The 16,724-nt window shown below is 68.8% G+C and carries 13 protein-coding genes; 5 read left to right on the forward strand and 8 right to left on the reverse strand.

Annotated features, from left to right (window positions below; genetic code table 11):
• Positions 1–55 precede the first annotated feature (55 nt).
• From AB0O34_RS32735 to AB0O34_RS32750, 4 genes are all read right to left on the reverse strand, one after another.
• On the reverse strand, positions 56–2,497 hold the full coding sequence (locus tag AB0O34_RS32735; protein ID WP_363922129.1) for an N-acetylmuramoyl-L-alanine amidase: 2,442 nt from the start codon (positions 2,495–2,497) through the stop codon (positions 56–58).
• 256 nt (positions 2,498–2,753) lie between these two features.
• Positions 2,754–3,071, reverse strand: coding sequence for a metalloregulator ArsR/SmtB family transcription factor (locus AB0O34_RS32740; protein ID WP_363922131.1), 318 nt, complete (start codon positions 3,069–3,071; stop codon positions 2,754–2,756).
• Between the two features lie 58 nt (positions 3,072–3,129).
• On the reverse strand, positions 3,130–3,948 hold the full coding sequence (locus AB0O34_RS32745; RefSeq protein ID WP_363922133.1) for an SAM-dependent methyltransferase: 819 nt from the start codon (positions 3,946–3,948) through the stop codon (positions 3,130–3,132).
• Positions 3,949–4,153: 205 nt separating this feature from the next.
• A complete protein-coding gene (locus tag AB0O34_RS32750; protein ID WP_363922135.1) occupies positions 4,154–4,717 on the reverse strand; it encodes a DUF1349 domain-containing protein in 564 nt (187 codons plus the stop codon).
• 111 nt (positions 4,718–4,828) lie between these two features.
• Between AB0O34_RS32750 and AB0O34_RS32755 the strand changes: the two genes are divergently transcribed.
• Positions 4,829–5,149 (forward strand): co-chaperone GroES, encoded by a 321-nt coding sequence (locus AB0O34_RS32755; RefSeq protein WP_358553256.1) that lies wholly within the window; start codon positions 4,829–4,831, stop codon positions 5,147–5,149.
• 135 nt (positions 5,150–5,284) lie between these two features.
• On the opposite strand, the gene AB0O34_RS32760 is transcribed toward AB0O34_RS32755, so the two are convergent.
• From AB0O34_RS32760 to AB0O34_RS32770, 3 genes are all read right to left on the reverse strand, one after another.
• Entirely contained in the window at positions 5,285–6,124 is an 840-nt protein-coding gene (locus AB0O34_RS32760) for an alpha/beta fold hydrolase (protein WP_363922137.1), read from the reverse strand.
• A 182-nt stretch (positions 6,125–6,306) separates the two neighbouring features.
• Positions 6,307–7,518: a helix-turn-helix domain-containing protein gene (locus AB0O34_RS32765; RefSeq protein WP_363922139.1), complete on the reverse strand. Its 1,212-nt coding sequence runs from the start codon at positions 7,516–7,518 to the stop codon at positions 6,307–6,309.
• A 198-nt stretch (positions 7,519–7,716) separates the two neighbouring features.
• Positions 7,717–8,202: a TIGR02611 family protein gene (locus AB0O34_RS32770; RefSeq protein ID WP_363922141.1), complete on the reverse strand. Its 486-nt coding sequence runs from the start codon at positions 8,200–8,202 to the stop codon at positions 7,717–7,719.
• A gap of 356 nt (positions 8,203–8,558) precedes the next feature.
• Between AB0O34_RS32770 and AB0O34_RS32775 the strand changes: the two genes are divergently transcribed.
• Positions 8,559–9,602, forward strand: coding sequence for a hypothetical protein (locus AB0O34_RS32775; protein ID WP_363922143.1), 1,044 nt, complete (start codon positions 8,559–8,561; stop codon positions 9,600–9,602).
• Between the two features lie 75 nt (positions 9,603–9,677).
• Here the strand turns inward: AB0O34_RS32775 and AB0O34_RS32780 are convergent, their stop codons facing one another.
• On the reverse strand, positions 9,678–12,890 hold the full coding sequence (locus AB0O34_RS32780) for a cellulose binding domain-containing protein (protein WP_363922145.1): 3,213 nt from the start codon (positions 12,888–12,890) through the stop codon (positions 9,678–9,680).
• A gap of 350 nt (positions 12,891–13,240) precedes the next feature.
• Here AB0O34_RS32780 and AB0O34_RS32785 point away from each other — a divergent pair, with 350 nt between their 5' ends.
• From AB0O34_RS32785 to AB0O34_RS32795, 3 genes are all read left to right on the forward strand, one after another.
• Positions 13,241–14,917: a sodium:solute symporter family protein gene (locus tag AB0O34_RS32785; protein ID WP_363922147.1), complete on the forward strand. Its 1,677-nt coding sequence runs from the start codon at positions 13,241–13,243 to the stop codon at positions 14,915–14,917.
• A 100-nt stretch (positions 14,918–15,017) separates the two neighbouring features.
• On the forward strand, positions 15,018–15,299 hold the full coding sequence (locus AB0O34_RS32790) for a hypothetical protein (RefSeq protein ID WP_363922149.1): 282 nt from the start codon (positions 15,018–15,020) through the stop codon (positions 15,297–15,299).
• A 270-nt stretch (positions 15,300–15,569) separates the two neighbouring features.
• Positions 15,570–16,664: a cellulose binding domain-containing protein gene (locus AB0O34_RS32795; protein ID WP_363922151.1), complete on the forward strand. Its 1,095-nt coding sequence runs from the start codon at positions 15,570–15,572 to the stop codon at positions 16,662–16,664.
• Positions 16,665–16,724: the final 60 nt, after the last annotated feature.

Consider the following 16,724-nt stretch of genomic DNA (forward strand, 5'->3'; position numbering starts at 1 on the left):
GTGACCCGGCGCGCCCCCCGCCCTGCTTACGTGCTCGCCATCGCGTGCCTTCGCGTCACCGCCCGTGGCCCGGAAGAGGCCAGGCGAGCGTCACCTTCGCGGTGGGCTGCGACGTCGCGCTCGCCTTGTCGTAGGCGGTGGCGGTGACCGTCACCCGGACCGAGATGCGCGCCCCGTGGTCGTGCCCCTTGATGTGGTAGGTCTTCCCGGTGGCACCCCGGACCGGGACGCCGTCGCGCAGCCACTGGTAGCGCACCGACTCGGGCTTCGGCGTCCAGGTGCCGGGTGACGCCTCCAGCCACCGGCCGATCTTCGCGACGCCGGTCACCTTCGGCGCCTCGACGGACGCGATCGTCCCCCGGGCGACCGGTGCGGTGGGCCGCGACCGCGCCGACGCGGCGGCGAAGTACGGGTCGTCGACGGTGACCTCGACGGTGACGGCCTTGCCGAGGTCCTCCGGGCGTGGCCGGTACGTCGTCCCGGTCGCGCCGTCCACCGCCGTGCCGCCGACGTACCACTGGTAGCCGAAGCCCGCCGGCCGCCGCGACCAGGAACCGCTGGAGGCCGTGAGATCCTCTCCGACCTTGGCGACCCCGCTCACCGCCGGGAGCACGGTGTTCGCGATCGCCGGCTTCTCGGGCGCGCGCAGGTCCACCTCGGCGGTGCGGACGAACACCTGGCGGTGCGCGTACCACAGCTGGTAGTACCTGTCCTGGCTGACGACGTCGGTGCGGTCACCCGGAGCCGACCCGTCGAAGCTGACCGCCCGGTAGTAGTCGGTGACCACGTCGTCGTCGCTGACGGCGTACGCCTGCCCGACCGGGATCTTGTACTCCAGCGCGGAGAGCGCCTGCACGGGGATGCCGGTCCCCGCGTACGCGGACGCCTCCGGGTACGCGCGACCGTAGATGCCGGCCGGTGTCGTGGTGGACTTCACCGTGACCGTCTCGGCCGTGGTGCGGACCACCACCGGCGTGGCGGCCGGGTTGCGCAGCCAGGCGAGGGAGCCGGCCCACCACACGCCGAGCCAGTCGCCCTGCACCTGTGCGACGACGAGCTTCTGCCCGGAGGTGACACGCGCGCTGATGTCGCTCACGTACGTCGTGCCGGCCGCACCGTCCGGCTTCCATCCCGGGTCCTTGGCGAGAGGCGCGCTGTCGTCCGGCGACTGGTGGAGGGGAACGAAGTTCGTGCCCGCCCCCGGGACGCAGTCGGGCGAGCCCGGCGAAGCCGCCGCGCACCCGGTCACGGTCTGCGGATTGGCACCGTAACCCGTCCGCACCTCCACGACGTCGCCCGCCGCCACGTCGGCCGTGCCCGTCCGCGCGCCGCCGATCGGAGCGCCGAGGAGTTCGAAGTAGTGGTCCCAGTCCCAGTACGGTCCCGGGTCCCAGTGCACGCTCTTGGTGTTGCCGAAGAGAGTCCCGGGCACCTGGTCATGGCCGATGATGTGGGCCCGGTCGAGCGGGATGCCGTACTTCCCGGCGAGGTACTTCACCAGCGCGGCCGAGTTCTGGTACATCGACTCGGTGTACCACCCGGCGGTCCCGGCGAAGCCCTCGTGCTCGATGCCGATCGAGTGCATGTTCACGTACCAGTTCCCGGCGTGCCAGCCCACGTCCTTGGCGTCGAGGTGCTGGGCGATGTGCCCGTCGGAGGAGCGGATCGTGTAGTTCCACGCGAGATAGGTCGGGTCCTGGACCAGCCTCACCGAGGACGCGTAGCTGCCCTCGGTGTCGTGGATGACGATGTACTGGAGCTTCGGTCCACCCGGCCCGGTCCGGTCGGCGATGTCGTGGTTGCCGTAGCTGACGGTGTTATCCGGTTCAGTGGGCTTGCCCTTCGCGTACGGCGCCTCTAGCCACTCGCAGCCGAGGTCGGCCGGACAGTCGGTGTCATGGGCGGCGGCCGTCCGCTCGCTCGGCACCGCGACCGAGGCGTCGGGGGCCAGCGTCACCCGGCTGCCGTCCTCGGTGACGCGGCTCTGCCCCGTCTTCAGGGTCTGGTACACCTGCTGGACGAAGTTGTTCTTGCCGTCGAAGCGGGCCACCGCGCTCCGCCAGGCCGGCAGCCCGCCGCCATCGTGGTAGGACGCCAGCAGCGCCGCGCCGCCGCAGATGTTCGCGTTGGGGTCCTGCTTGAGCGCGGCCACCGGGACGCCGGTCAGGCCGGCCGCCGTCTCGATCTGGCTCTTGGTCTCGGTCGTGCGGCCCTTGCCGGAACCGTCCCAGGCCTCGGGCGCGTGGTCGCTCAGGCCGAACAGGCCGTAGCCACCACCGCTGCTGGGCAGGCCCTGGTGGTCGTCCCAGCGGGACTCCATGTAGGCCACCGCCTTGAGCAGGGCCTCGGGCACGCCGGTGGCCTTGGACGCGTTGGAGAACGCCGCCTCGCGCGTCGGTGCGGAGAGCGTCGCCGCGCAGGACACCGGGGCGCCGGCCGGCTCGCCCAGCGTGGTGGCCGCCGCGAGGGCGGCGGGTGTGACGGACAGCAGAAGCACCGCGGACACTCCCGATATGGTCACGCGGCGTAGTGAAGATATCACTGATGTGACTCCTTCTCGATGCCCGAGTGGGGGCTCAGGCGGAGTAATCACATCGCCGTGCGAGGTCCGGCACCAGGGTGCGATGCAAAGAATCTATAAAGATGCACGCGGCAGCGAAGAAAAGTTACACCGTGCGAGGTGCCGTCGGCGGACGGTGACCCGAGGACGGCCGTGGCAGGCGTTCACACCGGAGCGTCGCGTCAGGCTCCGGTCAGCCGTCCAGACCGGGCATGGCGTCGAGATGGCGCTCCAGCGCGTCGAGGCGGCTCGCCCACATGCGCCGGTACGGCTCCAGCCATTCGTGCACCTCGGCGAGCGGCTCCGGCCGCAGCTCGTAGACGCGCCGCTGGGCGTCCGGGCGCATCCGTACGAGACCCGCCTCGCGGAGCACCTTGAGATGCTTGGAGGTGCCGGGCTGGGTCAGGCCGAGCTCCTCGACCAGCTCGCCCACGGCCCTCGGCCGCTCCAGCAGCAGGTCGAGGATGCGGCGGCGGTGGGGTTCGGCCAGCACGGCGAAGGCGGTAGCCATGCAATGATGATAACTCTCGCGGCATATAGCCACAAGGAAATAGAGGCTCGCGAGCGCGTCAGGAGCCGGTCTTGCGGGCGACCCCGCCCACCAGCCAGGCCTTCTCGGGCCGGTGGACGTTCAGGGGGTTGTCGGGGCGCCACTGCCGTATGTAGACCAGCCCGGGGTCGGCCAGCTCCATGCCGTCGAAGAAGCCCAGCACCTGGTCGCGCGTGCGGGAGGCGTCCTCGGCGCGGCCGAGGACCCGCTGGTAGATGTCCACGATCGGCCCCGCCGCCTCGGGACGGGAGTCGAAGACCGCGTGGATGACGACCAGATGGCTGCCCACCGGCATCAGGTCGCGGAGCTCGGCCACGCGCTTGAAGGGGCCGTCCTCGACGGGGATGAACTGCAGGGCGCTGATGACCACGACGGCGAAGGGCCGCTCGACGTCGATCACCCGCCGCAGGCGGGGGTCCGCGAGCAGCTCGGCGGGGTGCAGGATGTCGCCCTCGACGACGCCTGTGCGGTCGTCGGTGGCGAGCAGCGCCCGGGAATGCGACAGCACGACCGGATCGGTGGACACGTACACCACCCGGGCGTCGGGCGTCAGGGACTGGGCGACCTCATGGGTGTTCTGCCGGCCCGGGATCCCGGCTCCGACGTTGATGAACTGCGTGACGCCCTGCTCCACGAGATAGCGGATCACCCGGCCCTGGAAGGCCTGGCTCTCCCTCGCCATGACGCGGATCTCGGGCGCCACGGCCAGAATCTGCTCGGCCGCTTCGCGGTCGGCGGCGAAGTTGTCTTTTCCATCGAGAAAGTAATTGGCGATTCGGGCGTAGTTGGGAGCGCTGGTATCCAGACTCCGCGGCGCCCGCCTGGTCTCGTCAGTCACGCTTCAACCCCTCAGCGGCGCACGGGACCATGGGCGATGTGACGGCCGAGGTATGGCGATACACCATCAAGACCCCCGCAAACACCCGAATCCATACGTATCCATATTACGGTCCTACACCCGCTCGACTCCCCTTCAATAGACAACTTTCCTCCCGAAAAACGGTCATAGGGGACATATCGCTTAAATGCGGCGGATTAGGTGGTTACGCCGGGTCGTCGGAGACCTTCAACGAGGTGAAGCGGGTCTCGAACCCCTCGCCCACGGGAGCCGCGCACATGATGCCCGCCAGAGAGGGGACCGACGGCGGGAAGTAGGCGAGACGGAGCATGGTGAGCGGCTCGGCACCGTCGAGGCCGTACTTCACGATCACGGTGTCGCCCCGGCGCACCAGCTCCAGGCTCACCGACTCGACCGGGCCGGAGACCGGCAGGATGGACCAGTCGGAGAAGTCCCTGGTCACCACAGCGCTGACGTTGATCTTCCCGTCGACGTACTCGACGCCCGCCTTGATCCAGTTCTTCTCGTCCACGCGGAGCATGGCGCCCGCCTGGTCGTACTGCTCGGCGTAGGAGGCCTGGAAGGTGGTGGTCACGCGCAGGTCGCCGGACACGACCTTGCCGAACATGTGGGCGGTGTCGTAGGTGTACCCGTAGTGGGTGACCCGCCAGGCGTCGGTGCGCGCGTCGGCGGTGACCCGGAGATCCTCACCCGCCGACCACTTGGTGGGCTCGTTGACCCACTGCCATTCGCTGAAGTCCTCGGTCATCACGCCTCCTCTGCGGCCACCCTACAGATCATGTCAATGGGAGCGCTCCCATCTGGCGGGACCGGACGAAGTCGCGTCACCTTCCACCCCGCGGCCGAATAAGCTGCGAAGGTGGCTGACCCGAAGTTCGAGATCCAGATGCTCCACGACCGCGTCATGGTCAAGGTCGAGCCGGAGTCCGAGGAGCGCCGCAGCTCGGCGGGCATCGTCATCCCGGCCACCGTCACGATGGCGAACCGGCTGGTGTGGGGCGAGGTGTGCGGCGTCGGAGCGAACGCCCGGCTGGTCAAGGTGGGCGACAAGGTGCTGTTCAACTCCGAGGACCAATACGAGGTCGAGGTCCACGGGCAGGTCTACCTCGTCATGCGCGAGCGCGACCTGCACGCCCTCGCCACCCCGCAGTCCGAGCAGGGCACCGGCCTGTACCTCTGACCGGCTTCCCCGCCGACCGCCTTCCCTCCGCCATGCTGTGCCCGGACGGGCCGCGGGTGATCGACTTCGGCATCGCGCGGACGCTGGAGGGCTCGGCTGAAGCGGGACTCCTGAGCCGTGGAGCCCCGCTCGGTGTCAGCCCAGCGGGTTCAGGCAGTTGATCCGCCCGTGTGAGGAGGAGGTGTCCAGCTCGTTGAGCACCATCCTCTGGACGACGGGGTCGACGATCACGCCCACGTGGGCGCTGAGGTCGAACGGGCACGAGTCCTGGAGCAGGAGGTTCCGCACCCCGGGACCGTTGAGGTACGCCGACGTGTACGGGGTGACGACCTCGTCGAACCTGGTCGTGATGACCGAGTAGTCCACGCCGGGGACCGTGTCGCCGCCGGAGTTCAGGTTCGCCAGGAAGTCCGAGCCGGCGATCTGCTGCCCGCAGGCCGGGCAGGCGTCGGTGATGGGCCCGGTGAGACCGAGCAGGTTGCCGAGCACGACCAGGCCGCTGAGGCTCGTGCCGTGGTTGGAGGGCACGATGCCGACCAGCTTGCGCACCTTGGCGGCGCCGCCGAGGAACTTCAGGTAGTAGCGCGGCATCATGCCGCCCTGGGAGTGGCCGACGATGTCCACCTCCGGCACCTGGGTCGCCGCGAGCACCCGGTCGACGAAGGCCGACAGCTGCCCGGCCGACCGGGCGATGTCCCCGGTGCCCTGGATCAGGCCGTTCTCCGTGCCACCGTAGTTGAGCGCGAAGACGCAGTAGCCGTTCCTCTTCAGCACCGGAGCGATCTTCAGCCAGTTGAGCGCCATGTTCTCGAAGGTGCCGTGGACCAGGACCACCGGACGCGGATGGGCAGCCGGCGGCCTGCACGTCCAGTCGTTCGCCCCGCTCGGGGAGGTCTCGGCGTGCGCGGTCCCCGTGAACCCCGAGGAGAACAGTACTGCCCCGACCAATGCCGAGACGACGACCCGAAAACGCATGACTTTCTGCCTTCCAGCCATTAACAGCCTTTTTTCGACTGAATGCCAGAAAGTTAAGCCAGTTGCGAGTGAATAACATTGTCCCGGGCAATGAAAGGTGCCCGCCGGCGTGTCATGTGAATGACAAAACAGCATGTCAGGCATGCCGAAGAGAACTCACCTACATACCCGCACAGCCTTTTTCAGCGCTGTACGGCCCGCGCGGACAGAGCTCGCGCGCGGAGTGCTATTTCCAGCTCGAAACGGTCGTTGGGCGCCTTCAGCTGGTCGCTGAACAGTTCCGTCGCCTGCCTGAGCCGGTAACGCACGGTCTGCGGGTGGATGTGCAGCCGCGACGCCACCTCGTTGGCGTTGTAGCCGCTCTGCAGCCACGCCAGCAGGGTCTCGGCGATGCGGTCGCGCTGCGCGGGGCGAAGCTCGCGCAGCGGCGCCAGCCTCACCCGTCTCATCACCCTGATCAGCGCTTCATCCCTGAAGATGATGAGCGTGGACAGATGGTCGGCGCAGCGGATGACCTGGTCGCACGCCAGCACCCCACGCCGGGCGAGCGCGAGCGCCTCGCGGGCCAGGCGCAGCGACTGCGCCGCCTCGTTCACGGGCACCGGCGGGCCGAGGACGACGAACCAGTCGCGCAGCGCGACGTCGAGAATCCTCGTACGGCCGGGGCCTTCGGGGTCGGGCACGACGAGGCACGGATCGGACCGGTCGAGGTCGGACAGCACGTCCGGCGGGAGGGCGGGGCGGGCGCCGGCACCCGGTGACCGGGCGGCCAGCGCGACCCCGGCGACGGTCCTCGGCACCGCCCACCGCACCGCCCTGGCCAGGTCCTCCACGGCCCGGGGGTCGGCGGGCGGGTAGGACACCAGCAGGTCGAGCAGGCGACGGCGCCGCAACTCCAGCTCCCCGGCGACTTTGACCTGCGCCTCGGCGTACCCCTCGGCCGCGGCGGCGGCGATCTCGTCCAGGTACACGAGGATCGCCTCACCGACCGCGCACAGCCGCTGCCGCGAGAGGTTCAGCGTCTCGGACTCCAGGGCGAGCCGCCGCCAGGCCACCCGGGCACAGATGCGCAGGGCCGCCTGGAGCGAGTCGAGCGGCCGGCCCTCGTTGGCCTCGCCCTTGCCGATCGCGCGGTAGACCTCCAGCAGCCTCCCCCTGCCCGCGCCGTTCTCGGCGGCCCGGTCAAGGAACTGCTTGAGCGCCTCCTCCACCGCCCGCCGCACGGCCCTGACGTACTTCTCGTCGCCCGGCCTCGCGTACTCGGGCACGCTCGCCTGGATGTCGGCGATCATCTCTTCGGTGAGATCGGCGAGGTGGGCGCGGATGACGTCCGCGAACTCGCGGGGAACGGGGGACGGCACAGGGGACGGCACGGGTGCCGCGACGGTGCTCACACGCGTCCCTGGATGGCACTCACCTATGCACCTCTTGTCCGGTGAGGGGCTCTGATGCCGGACGTTACTCCGATCAAGCGATGTTCTTTATGCTTTCCATCACATTTCTCGGAGAGTTGTCGCGCACCCAGGTGACAATTCGCTGACCGGCTTCCCAGCGGAATCTCGAGTACGCCGCCCGCGGAAACCGCTGATCCGTCACGTCACGAACCGGCGGGCCTCTTCGATGAGGTCGATGCCGAGACTGATCTTGATCATGAACCACACGAGCACGGCGGCGGCGGCCAGCGTCACCACGCCGACCAGGATGCGCACGAGCCAGCCCTGGCGCTTGAGCCAGTCGGTCCAGCTGGACAGGGTCTTCTTGGCGAACTCCAGCAGCCGGTGGGCCCACTCGAACTCGGTCGCGAGCACGGCCAGGCCGGCGAACACGATCAGCCATCCGGGGCCGGGCAGCGGCACGAGGAGCAGGCCGCCGATCACCAGCGCGGCCCCCACCACGCCGATGACGATCTTCAGCGTCAGGCGGCCCGTGCGCGTCGCGCGCACGCCCTCCAGCCAGCCCTTGAAACCTTCGGGCTTTGAGCCCCCGGCGGCGTCGCCGCGCGTGTCGCCGGTCACGCCCACCTGTGCTCCCCCCGGTCGTACCCCCTGTAGTTGTCCACAATAGGTGGGCCCGTCCATGCTTGCCTCCTACCGCAGGTAGAACTCGCCGTACGACTCCGGGTGAAGACCCCCGGGCGCGCCGACGCCTCCTACCTGCGGGTTTTCGGACGGTCATCCACCCCGTGCCGGTCCTGACCGATGACTCGCGAAGTTTTGGAGAGCCGGCCCGGCCGGAAAGGTTGGGTCTTTTCAAAGGTCATCTGGCGGGTTATCAAAAGCCATAGAGGCAGTGTGATTCCAGACACTCCATCCTCAACCACTCTCGCCGGGACACCGGCGTCGCGGTTACGTGTGCCAGTCCAGCCCCGAATTGGATGGAGGACGACATGAGTCGGTTACGAAGAGTGACTTTAAGGGTGCTCTGCATCACGGCCATGCTCGCAGCGGGTCTCACCACGGTGACCACCAGCGCGCAAGCGGCCGTCCCCAACCGCTGGGGATTCGCGTACGTCAACACCACGTCCGGCGTACCGGACCTCAACCACCAGGCGGGCAGCTGGCCGGCGGGGCCCACCGTCACGGTCACCCCCGGCGGGGTCGGCCAGACGTTCGTGAGGTTCCCGCAGATCGGCATCCCGACCGGCGGGATCGTGCACGTCACGGCGGTGTCCGACACCGCCTACTGGTGCCAGGTCCAGAAGTGGTTCCCGTCGGGACCCGACGAGATCGTGGCGGTGCAGTGCTACAAGTACGGCGGCGGCCCGGTCTCCACGCCGTACTCCATCGTCTTCTCCGAGAGCACAGGGCCGGTGCCCCTTCCCAAGGCGTTCGCCTACGTGCACTGGACCGGCGCCTCCATCGGCTCGACGTTCAACTCGGCCCTCGCCCCCAACACCGTCACGCCGACCGGCACGGGCGTGTGGACCGTGGACCTGCAGGGGATCGGCTCCAGCGGCCAGGCGGGCAACATCCAGGTCACGGCCGTCGATCCGAGCGTGCCCGCCCGCTGCAAGATCGGCGCCTGGTCGCCGTACTCCGGCGGGCAGAAGATCCAGGTGAGGTGCCACGACGCGACGAGCGTCCCGCTCAACACCGGGTGGAACCTCACCTACCACCGAGAGCGGGCGATCACGGGGGCGGCGATCCCGCCGAAGAACTTCGCCTACACCTACGACAACACCCCCGCCAACCCCGGGCCGTACATCCCGGTGCCGCCGGCGATCAACTACAACGCGCAGGGCTCCTTCAACGACATCCAGACCGCCGGGGTCGGCTTCCGCCTCGTCACCTTCCACAAGGTCGGCGTGCTCCAGGACGACGTCCAGGTCACGGCCTTCGGGCCAGGGCCGGAGTACTGCAACCTGCTCACCCTGTGGAACACGTCCGGCAACGAGGCTCTCGTGCGTGACATCGTCTGCTACAACGCCGCCACCCGGGTGAACTACCCGTCGATGTCCACCTACGTCTCGGCCTTCTGACCCGCCTCCTCCGTCCATCTCCGGGGAAGGACCCGGCGCCCGGATGGCGCCGGGCCCTTCCCTTGATCACGGGGACTAGCTCGCCGTGCAGGTGACCGTCGCCGGGACGGCGTTGGCCGTCGTCCAGGTGCCGCTGAAGCCGAACGACGTCGAGGCGCCGGCGCCCAGGGCGCCGTTGTAGCTCACGTTCTTCACGGTGACGTCCGCCCCGGTCTGGGTGAGGGTGCCGTTCCAGATCTGGGTGATGGTCTGGCCGTTGGCGAAGGTCCACTTCACCGTCCAGCCGGTGATCGCCGCGGTGCCGGTGTTCTTGACCGCGACGTCGCCCTGGAAGCCACCCTGCCAGGAGTTGGTGACCTGGTAGGTGGCCGTGCAGCCACCGCCGGTGCCGCCGCCGCTGGTGGTGGTGAACGTGACGGGGTTGGAGGCCGCGGAGCTGTTGCCCGCCGCGTCCCGCGCCACCACGTAGAACGTGTACGACGTACTCGCCGACAACCCGGTCAACGCGAACGAGGTCGAGGTCGCCGTACCCACCTTCACATCGGTGGCACCCGCCTCCCGGTACACGTCATACCCCGACACCCCCACGTTGTCCGTCGACGCCGCCCACGACAACGACGCACCCGACGACGTGATCGACCCCGCCGTAGGCGTACCCGGCTTGGACGGCGCCGTGGTATCCGTGCCGCCGCCGCTGCTGGTGGTGAACGTGACGGGGTTGGAGGCCGCAGAGCTGTTGCCCGCCGCGTCCCGCGCCACCACATAGAACGTGTACGACGTACTCGCCGACAACCCGGTCAACGCGAACGACGTGGAGGTCGCCGCACCCACCTTCACATCGGTGGCACCCGCCTCCCGGTACACGTCATACCCCGACACCCCCACGTCGTCCGTCGACGCCGCCCACGACAACGACGCACCCGACGACGTGATCGACCCCGCCGTAGGCGTACCCGGCTTGGACGGCGCCGTGGTGTCGGGAGTCCCGCCACCGGTGCGGTCGCCGTAGATGATGCCCCGGCCGTTGGTGCCGATGTAGACGCGGCCGTAGACGCGCGGGTCGCCGGTCAGCGCCTCGCCGAAGTTGCCGTACTGGTGCTGGTCGTCGTTGATCCGGACCCAGGTGGCCCCGGCGTCGTCGGACCGGAACACGCCGCGCACCCCGTCGATCTTGGCGACCGTGTAGAGCGCCTGGTACGTCTTGCCCGGCGCGGCCTTGCCGAATCCGATGTTGTCGGCCTGGGCGACGTTGGCCAGCTTGGTGAAGGAGGCGCCGGAGTCGGTGGAGTGCCACAGGCCGTAGGTGCCGGTGGAGGTGCCGCCGGCCAGCCAGATGTCGCCCTCGATGCCCGGCAGGGCCTTGAAGTGCACGTTGCCGGTGGACGGGAGGCCGGTGGCGGCGGTCTTGGTGAAGGTGGCGCCGCCATTGGTGCTGACGTAGAAGCCGCCGGCCGAGAAGGCGTAGAACTTGTTCTTGTTGACCCGGTCGGACTCGATGACGGCGTTCGCCGGGACACCCGACGACTGGGTCCAGCTGTTGCCGTACCCGACCGAGTAGACGACCTGGAGGCCGGAGTCGCCCGGCGCCCAGACGAACCTGCTGCCGTCGGCGTTGGCGGCGACGGTGCCGCCGCTGTTGACGCCGCCGGGCTCGGTGCCCTGGAACCAGTTCGCGCCGCCGTCGGTGGAGAACGCCACATGGCTGTCGTTGGGCCGGTCGGAGTCGGTGAAGTTGCCCGACCTGACCATCACGCTCGGGTTGGTCTCGGCGTAGTCGAGGCTGGTCGTGCTGGTGAACACCGGCTGGGTGAACATCATGGCCGGGACCTGGGTGAGGTCGTTGTGGCGGAAGCCTCCGATGTCACCGAGGCCGCTGATGAGCGGCGCGCCGGTCGGCGGGCTGATCAGGTCGAGGACGGCGGTCTCCTCCAGGCCTGCGACCATGGGCTTGATGGTGAACTGCGCGCCCGCGGTGTCCCACTTGGTCAGGTCCGTGGTGCCGTAGATCGTGGCGCCGGTGCCGTACATCATGCGGTCGGAGTTGAACGGGTCGATCTCCATCGACTCGGTCATCCAGCCCAGCTTGGGCGTGACCTCGGGCGGGGACGGGTTGGTCCCGAAGGTCAGCCACGGGGCCGCGGAGACGTCCATCTTGTAGCGGAACGAGCGGTTGGGGTAGCTGGAGAAGTCCCACACCCGCGTCCAGGTGGCTCCCGAGTCGGTGCTGCGGAAGAAGATGACGTCCGGCCACCACGAGACCTGCGTCGCGACCATGAGCGTGCCGGGGTGCTGGCGGTCGACCGTCAGGCCGCTGTAGCCGAAGTAGTCGTCCGAGCTGCTGGAGGGGATCGGGCTGATCTGCGTCCAGGCGCCGGTCGCGGTGGCGTACCGCCACACGTCGCCCTTGGCCCCGTCGTACGGGCCGCCGGTGTCGCTGGTGGCGATGTAGAGGTAGCCGTTGGTGGTGTCGAGGACGCCCTTGTGCGCGATGTACCCCGTCGGCTGCCCGGCGACGCGCTCCCAGCTCGTCCCGCCGTTGGTGGTGCGGTAGACGGTGTTGGCCTTGTCCGCGACGCCTACGTAGATCGTCTGCGTGGCGTTGCCGGAGGTGCCGGTGCGCTTGTCGAACGTCACCCAGACGACGCCCTGGTTGTCACCGTTGTAGGCGTCGCCCGGGGTGGCGACGTAGTTGCCGGCGTTGGGGAAGTTGGCGACCTTCGCCCAGGTGACGCCGGAGTCGGTGCTCCGCCACAGGCCGTTCCCGCTGGGCGCCCCGAAGTACAGGACGCTGTTCTTGTTCGGGTCGATCGCCAGGCGCTCGCCCATGCCCCGGCCGGGCATGTTGCCGCCGAGCTTGAACGGCAGGGCCGTGGTCTGCCAGGTCGCTCCCTTGTCGCTGGAACGCAGGATCGCCCCGTTGTTCGGGTCCCAGGAGTTGGTGTACATCCCGGCCGCCGCGTAGACCTTGTTCGGGTCCACCGAGTCGGTGGCCATGCTCACCACGCCGTTCAGGCCCCAGTTGTCGTACCCGACCCAGTCGAGCAGCGGGGTCCAGGTCTGGGTGCCCTGGTTCCACCGGTAGGCGCCGCCGATATCGGTGCGGGCGTAGATGAGGTCCTTCTGGGTCTGGTTGAAGATGATCCCCGGTACGAACCCGCCGCCGGCGATCTGGACGTTCTTGTACGTGTACGGCTCGGACGTGGCGGCCGCCACCGGCGGCGCCTTGACGCCCGCGAGGAAGGACGCGGCCAGCGCCATCGCGAGCATGCTGAGGAGCTTCTTGCGCATGAACGGTTCCCTTCGAATCCCTTCGAAATGCGGACAACCGCCATGCACGATCAGGTGGGACCCTGACCGTCGACCTCCAGCGTGCATGGTTCCCAGAGGCCCCTGACAAGCCTCGGCCGCAGGTTCACACAGTCCGGCCCGGCGCGTCAATAGTTTGGGGACTAAACTTTCTCGCCCCTGACCGTGAGGCCGCCGGCACGCTGGGCGTACCGCTCCCGGCGCTTCCTGGCGAGCGTCCAGGGTGACGAACCGGGCGCACTGTGGAGCATCTCCGCGACCGCGACGGCACACCTCACAACTCACACGAACCAGCAGGTGAAAGGGCGAAATTTCAGGGTAACGGGGGGTTCGTGCCTCATCACCTCACTCTCGCGGCGCCGGACCTGAAACTCGACGTGAACCTCCTGGACTACGTCGTCCTGGCGCTCTACTTCGCCACCGTGCTCGGCATCGGCCTGGCGGCCCGCCGCGCCATCCGTACCAGCCTGGACTTCTTCCTCTCCGGACGATCGCTCCCCGCCTGGATCACCGGCCTCGCCTTCCTGTCCGCCAACCTCGGCGCCACCGAGATCCTCGGCATGGCCGCGAACGGCGCGCAGTACGGCATCGCGACCGTGCACTACTACTGGATCGGGGCCGTCCCCGCGATGGTCTTCCTCGGCATCGTGATGATGCCGTTCTACTACCGGTCCAAGGTCCACAGCGTGCCCGACTTCCTGCGGCGCCGCTTCAACGGCCAGACCCAGCTCCTCAACGCGATCACCTTCGCCGTGGCGCAGGTGCTCATCGCCGGCATCAACCTGTACGCGCTCGCGCTCGTCATGGGCGCGTTGCTCGGATGGCCCCTGCTGCTGTCGATCGTGGTGTCGGCGGCCATCGTGCTCGCGTACGTCGTGCTCGGCGGCCTGTCCTCCGCGATCTACAACGAGGTGATGCAGTTCTTCGTCATCCTCGCCGGCCTCATCCCCATCACCGCGCTCGGGCTGATCAAGGTGGGTGGCTTCTCCGGGCTGGCCGACAAGGTCAGGCAGTCGGCGCTCGGCGACCCCGGCCTGCACGCCTGGGCGGGCACCGGCTCCGCCGACACCAACCCCCTCGGCGCGCACTGGATCGGCATCGTGCTCGGCCTCGGCTTCGTGCTGTCCTTCGGCTACTGGACGACCAACTTCGCCGAGGTGCAGCGCGGGCTGTCCGCGCGCAACACCACCGCGGCGCGGCTCACCCCGATCGTCGCGGCGTACCCCAAGCTGATGATCCCGGCCGTCACCGTCATCCCCGGCCTGGTCGCGCTGGTGCTCTTCAGCGACCTCGGCAAGCCGGGCGGCCCCCAGTACAACGAGGCCATCCCGCTGCTGATGGGCGACCTGCTGCCCAACGGCGTGCTGGGCATCGCCGTCACCGGCCTGCTGGCCTCGTTCATGGCCGGCATGGCGGCCAACATCAGCGGCTTCAACACGGTCTTCACGTACGACATCTGGCGCTCGCACGTGAAGAAGGACAAGCCCGACGACTACTACCTGAAGCTCGGGCGCCTCGCCACCGTCGGCGGGGTCGTGCTCGGCATCGGCACCGCGCTGATCGCCTCCGGGTTCAGCAACATCATGAACTACCTGCAGACGCTGTTCTCGTTCTTCAACGCGCCGCTGTTCGCGACGTTCATCATCGGCCTCTTCTGGCGCCGGATGACCGCGTGGGCCGGCTTCTGGGGCCTGCTGACGGGCACGCTCGCGGCGTTCGCCTCGTACATCCTGTTCAAGGCCGGCGTGATCCACTTCGGCACCGAGCTCAACGCCACCTTCTGGGGTGCGGGCACGGCGTTCGTCGTGGACGCGATCGTGTCCATCGTGGTCACCCTGGTCACCGCGCCCAAGCCCGAGAGCGAGCTGCGAGGCCTGGTCTACGGTCTCAGCGACGCCTCGATCGCGGACGACGCGCTGAAGGGCGACAAGGCCTGGTTCCGCTCCCCCATCGTGCTCGGCGCCGGCGCCGTCATCCTGGCTGCGGCGTTCTACATCCCCTTCATCTGATGACCATGACGCATCTGATGACCACGACCATCCCCGTTAGCACCATGACCGCGCGGGGCCCCGCGTCCCCCGCCGTCGACTTCCCCGATCGGAGACCCCTGTGAGCGACGAGACCGGCCGCAAGCGCGTCGCCCGGCTGTTCGACATCCGCCGGATCATCGGCGCCCTGTTCCTCCTGTACGGCGTGATCCTCTCGGTCGTCGGCCTCCTGGACGGCAAGGCGGCCGTGGACAAGGCCGAAGGCATCCGCATCAACCTCTGGACCGGCATCGCCATGATCGTCGTCGGCGCCGTCTTCCTCGTGTGGGAGCGGCTGCGCCCCCTCGACGCCCCCGATCCCTCGCACTCCGAGGAGGACATGGCGCTTGACCAGCCCAAATAGGGATATTTCACGACAATGCTGGAGTCGGCGGGATGGACTCCGTGGAGGAGCGTACGTGCCGCCTGCCAGTGCCGGCGGACGTGGCGTGCCCATCCTCGCCTTGGCCCGGCGGTGGCCGACGACCGTACGGGCCCGCACCACCCGTGCCCATGTAACTTTCAGCTCCGGATGAGGCTTAGGCCCAGGTCATCAGGGCTCCGGCAAGCGGCTTCCTTCCTCCGAAAGGACCCGTGTCCCTACGATCGCGAGGCGGACTACCGGAGGTGAGGGATGGCGACCACGAGGCGCGCGCTCCTGGCGATGGTGACGGCCCTGATCGGAGTGCTGGCGTACCTGGTCATCACGCCCGTCCTGCCCGCCCGGGCCGCGACCGTGAGGATCATGCCGCTCGGTGACTCCATCACCGGCTCGCCCGGCTGCTGGCGGGCCCTGCTGTGGAACAAGCTGGCTCAGGGCGGCTACACCGGCCTCGACTTCGTCGGCACCCTGCCGCCCCAGGGATGCTCGGTGTCCTACGACGGCGACAACGAGGGCCACGGCGGCGCGCTCGTCACCAACGTGGCCGACCAGAACCAGCTTCCCGGCTGGCTCTCCGCCACCACGCCCGACATCGTCCTGATGCACTTCGGGACCAACGACGTGTGGAGCAACCGCCCGACGGCCACGATCCTCGCGGCGTACGGCAAGCTGGTCGACCAGATGCGGGCGAGCAACCCCAACATGAAGATCGTGGTCGCCCAGATCATCCCGATGAACCCCAGCACCTGCGCCGAGTGCGGCCAGCGCGCCGTCGCGCTCAACGCCGCGATCCCCGGCTGGGCCGCGTCCAAGACCACCGCCCAGTCACCGATCGTGGTCGTGGACCAGTGGACCGGGTTCAGCACCGCGAGCGACACCTACGACGGGGTGCACCCGAACAGCACGGGCGACCAGAAGATGGCCGACAAGTGGTACCCGGCCCTGACCCGCCTGCTCGGCACGACCCCGCCGCCCCCCACTCCGACCCCGACGCCCACCGTCACCCCCACCCCGACCCCCACTCCCACGCCGCCGCCCACGGGCGCCGGATGCTCGGCCACATACAAGATCACGAACTCCTGGCAGGGCGGGTTCGGAGCCGAGGTGACGGTCAGGAACACGGGTACCACGGGGATCACCGGCTGGACGGTCAAGTGGACCTTCGCCAACGGCCAGACGATCACCCAGCTCTGGAACGGGGCCCTGACCCAGAGCGGTAGCGCCGAGACGGTGAAGAACCTCAGCTACAACGGCAGCCTGGGGGCCGGAGCCTCGACGACCTTCGGCTTCAACGGCAGCTGGACCGGCACCAACACCACCCCCACCCCCACCTGCACAGCTCCCTAGCACCAACCGGCAACGTCGTGCTCCTGTCCGACGTCGTGGCCGCCGGCCTCGATCCCCTCG

Origin of the sequence: Sphaerisporangium sp. NPDC088356 (genome assembly GCF_040685555.1) — a bacterium.
Lineage (GTDB): Bacteria > Actinomycetota > Actinomycetes > Streptosporangiales > Streptosporangiaceae > Sphaerisporangium.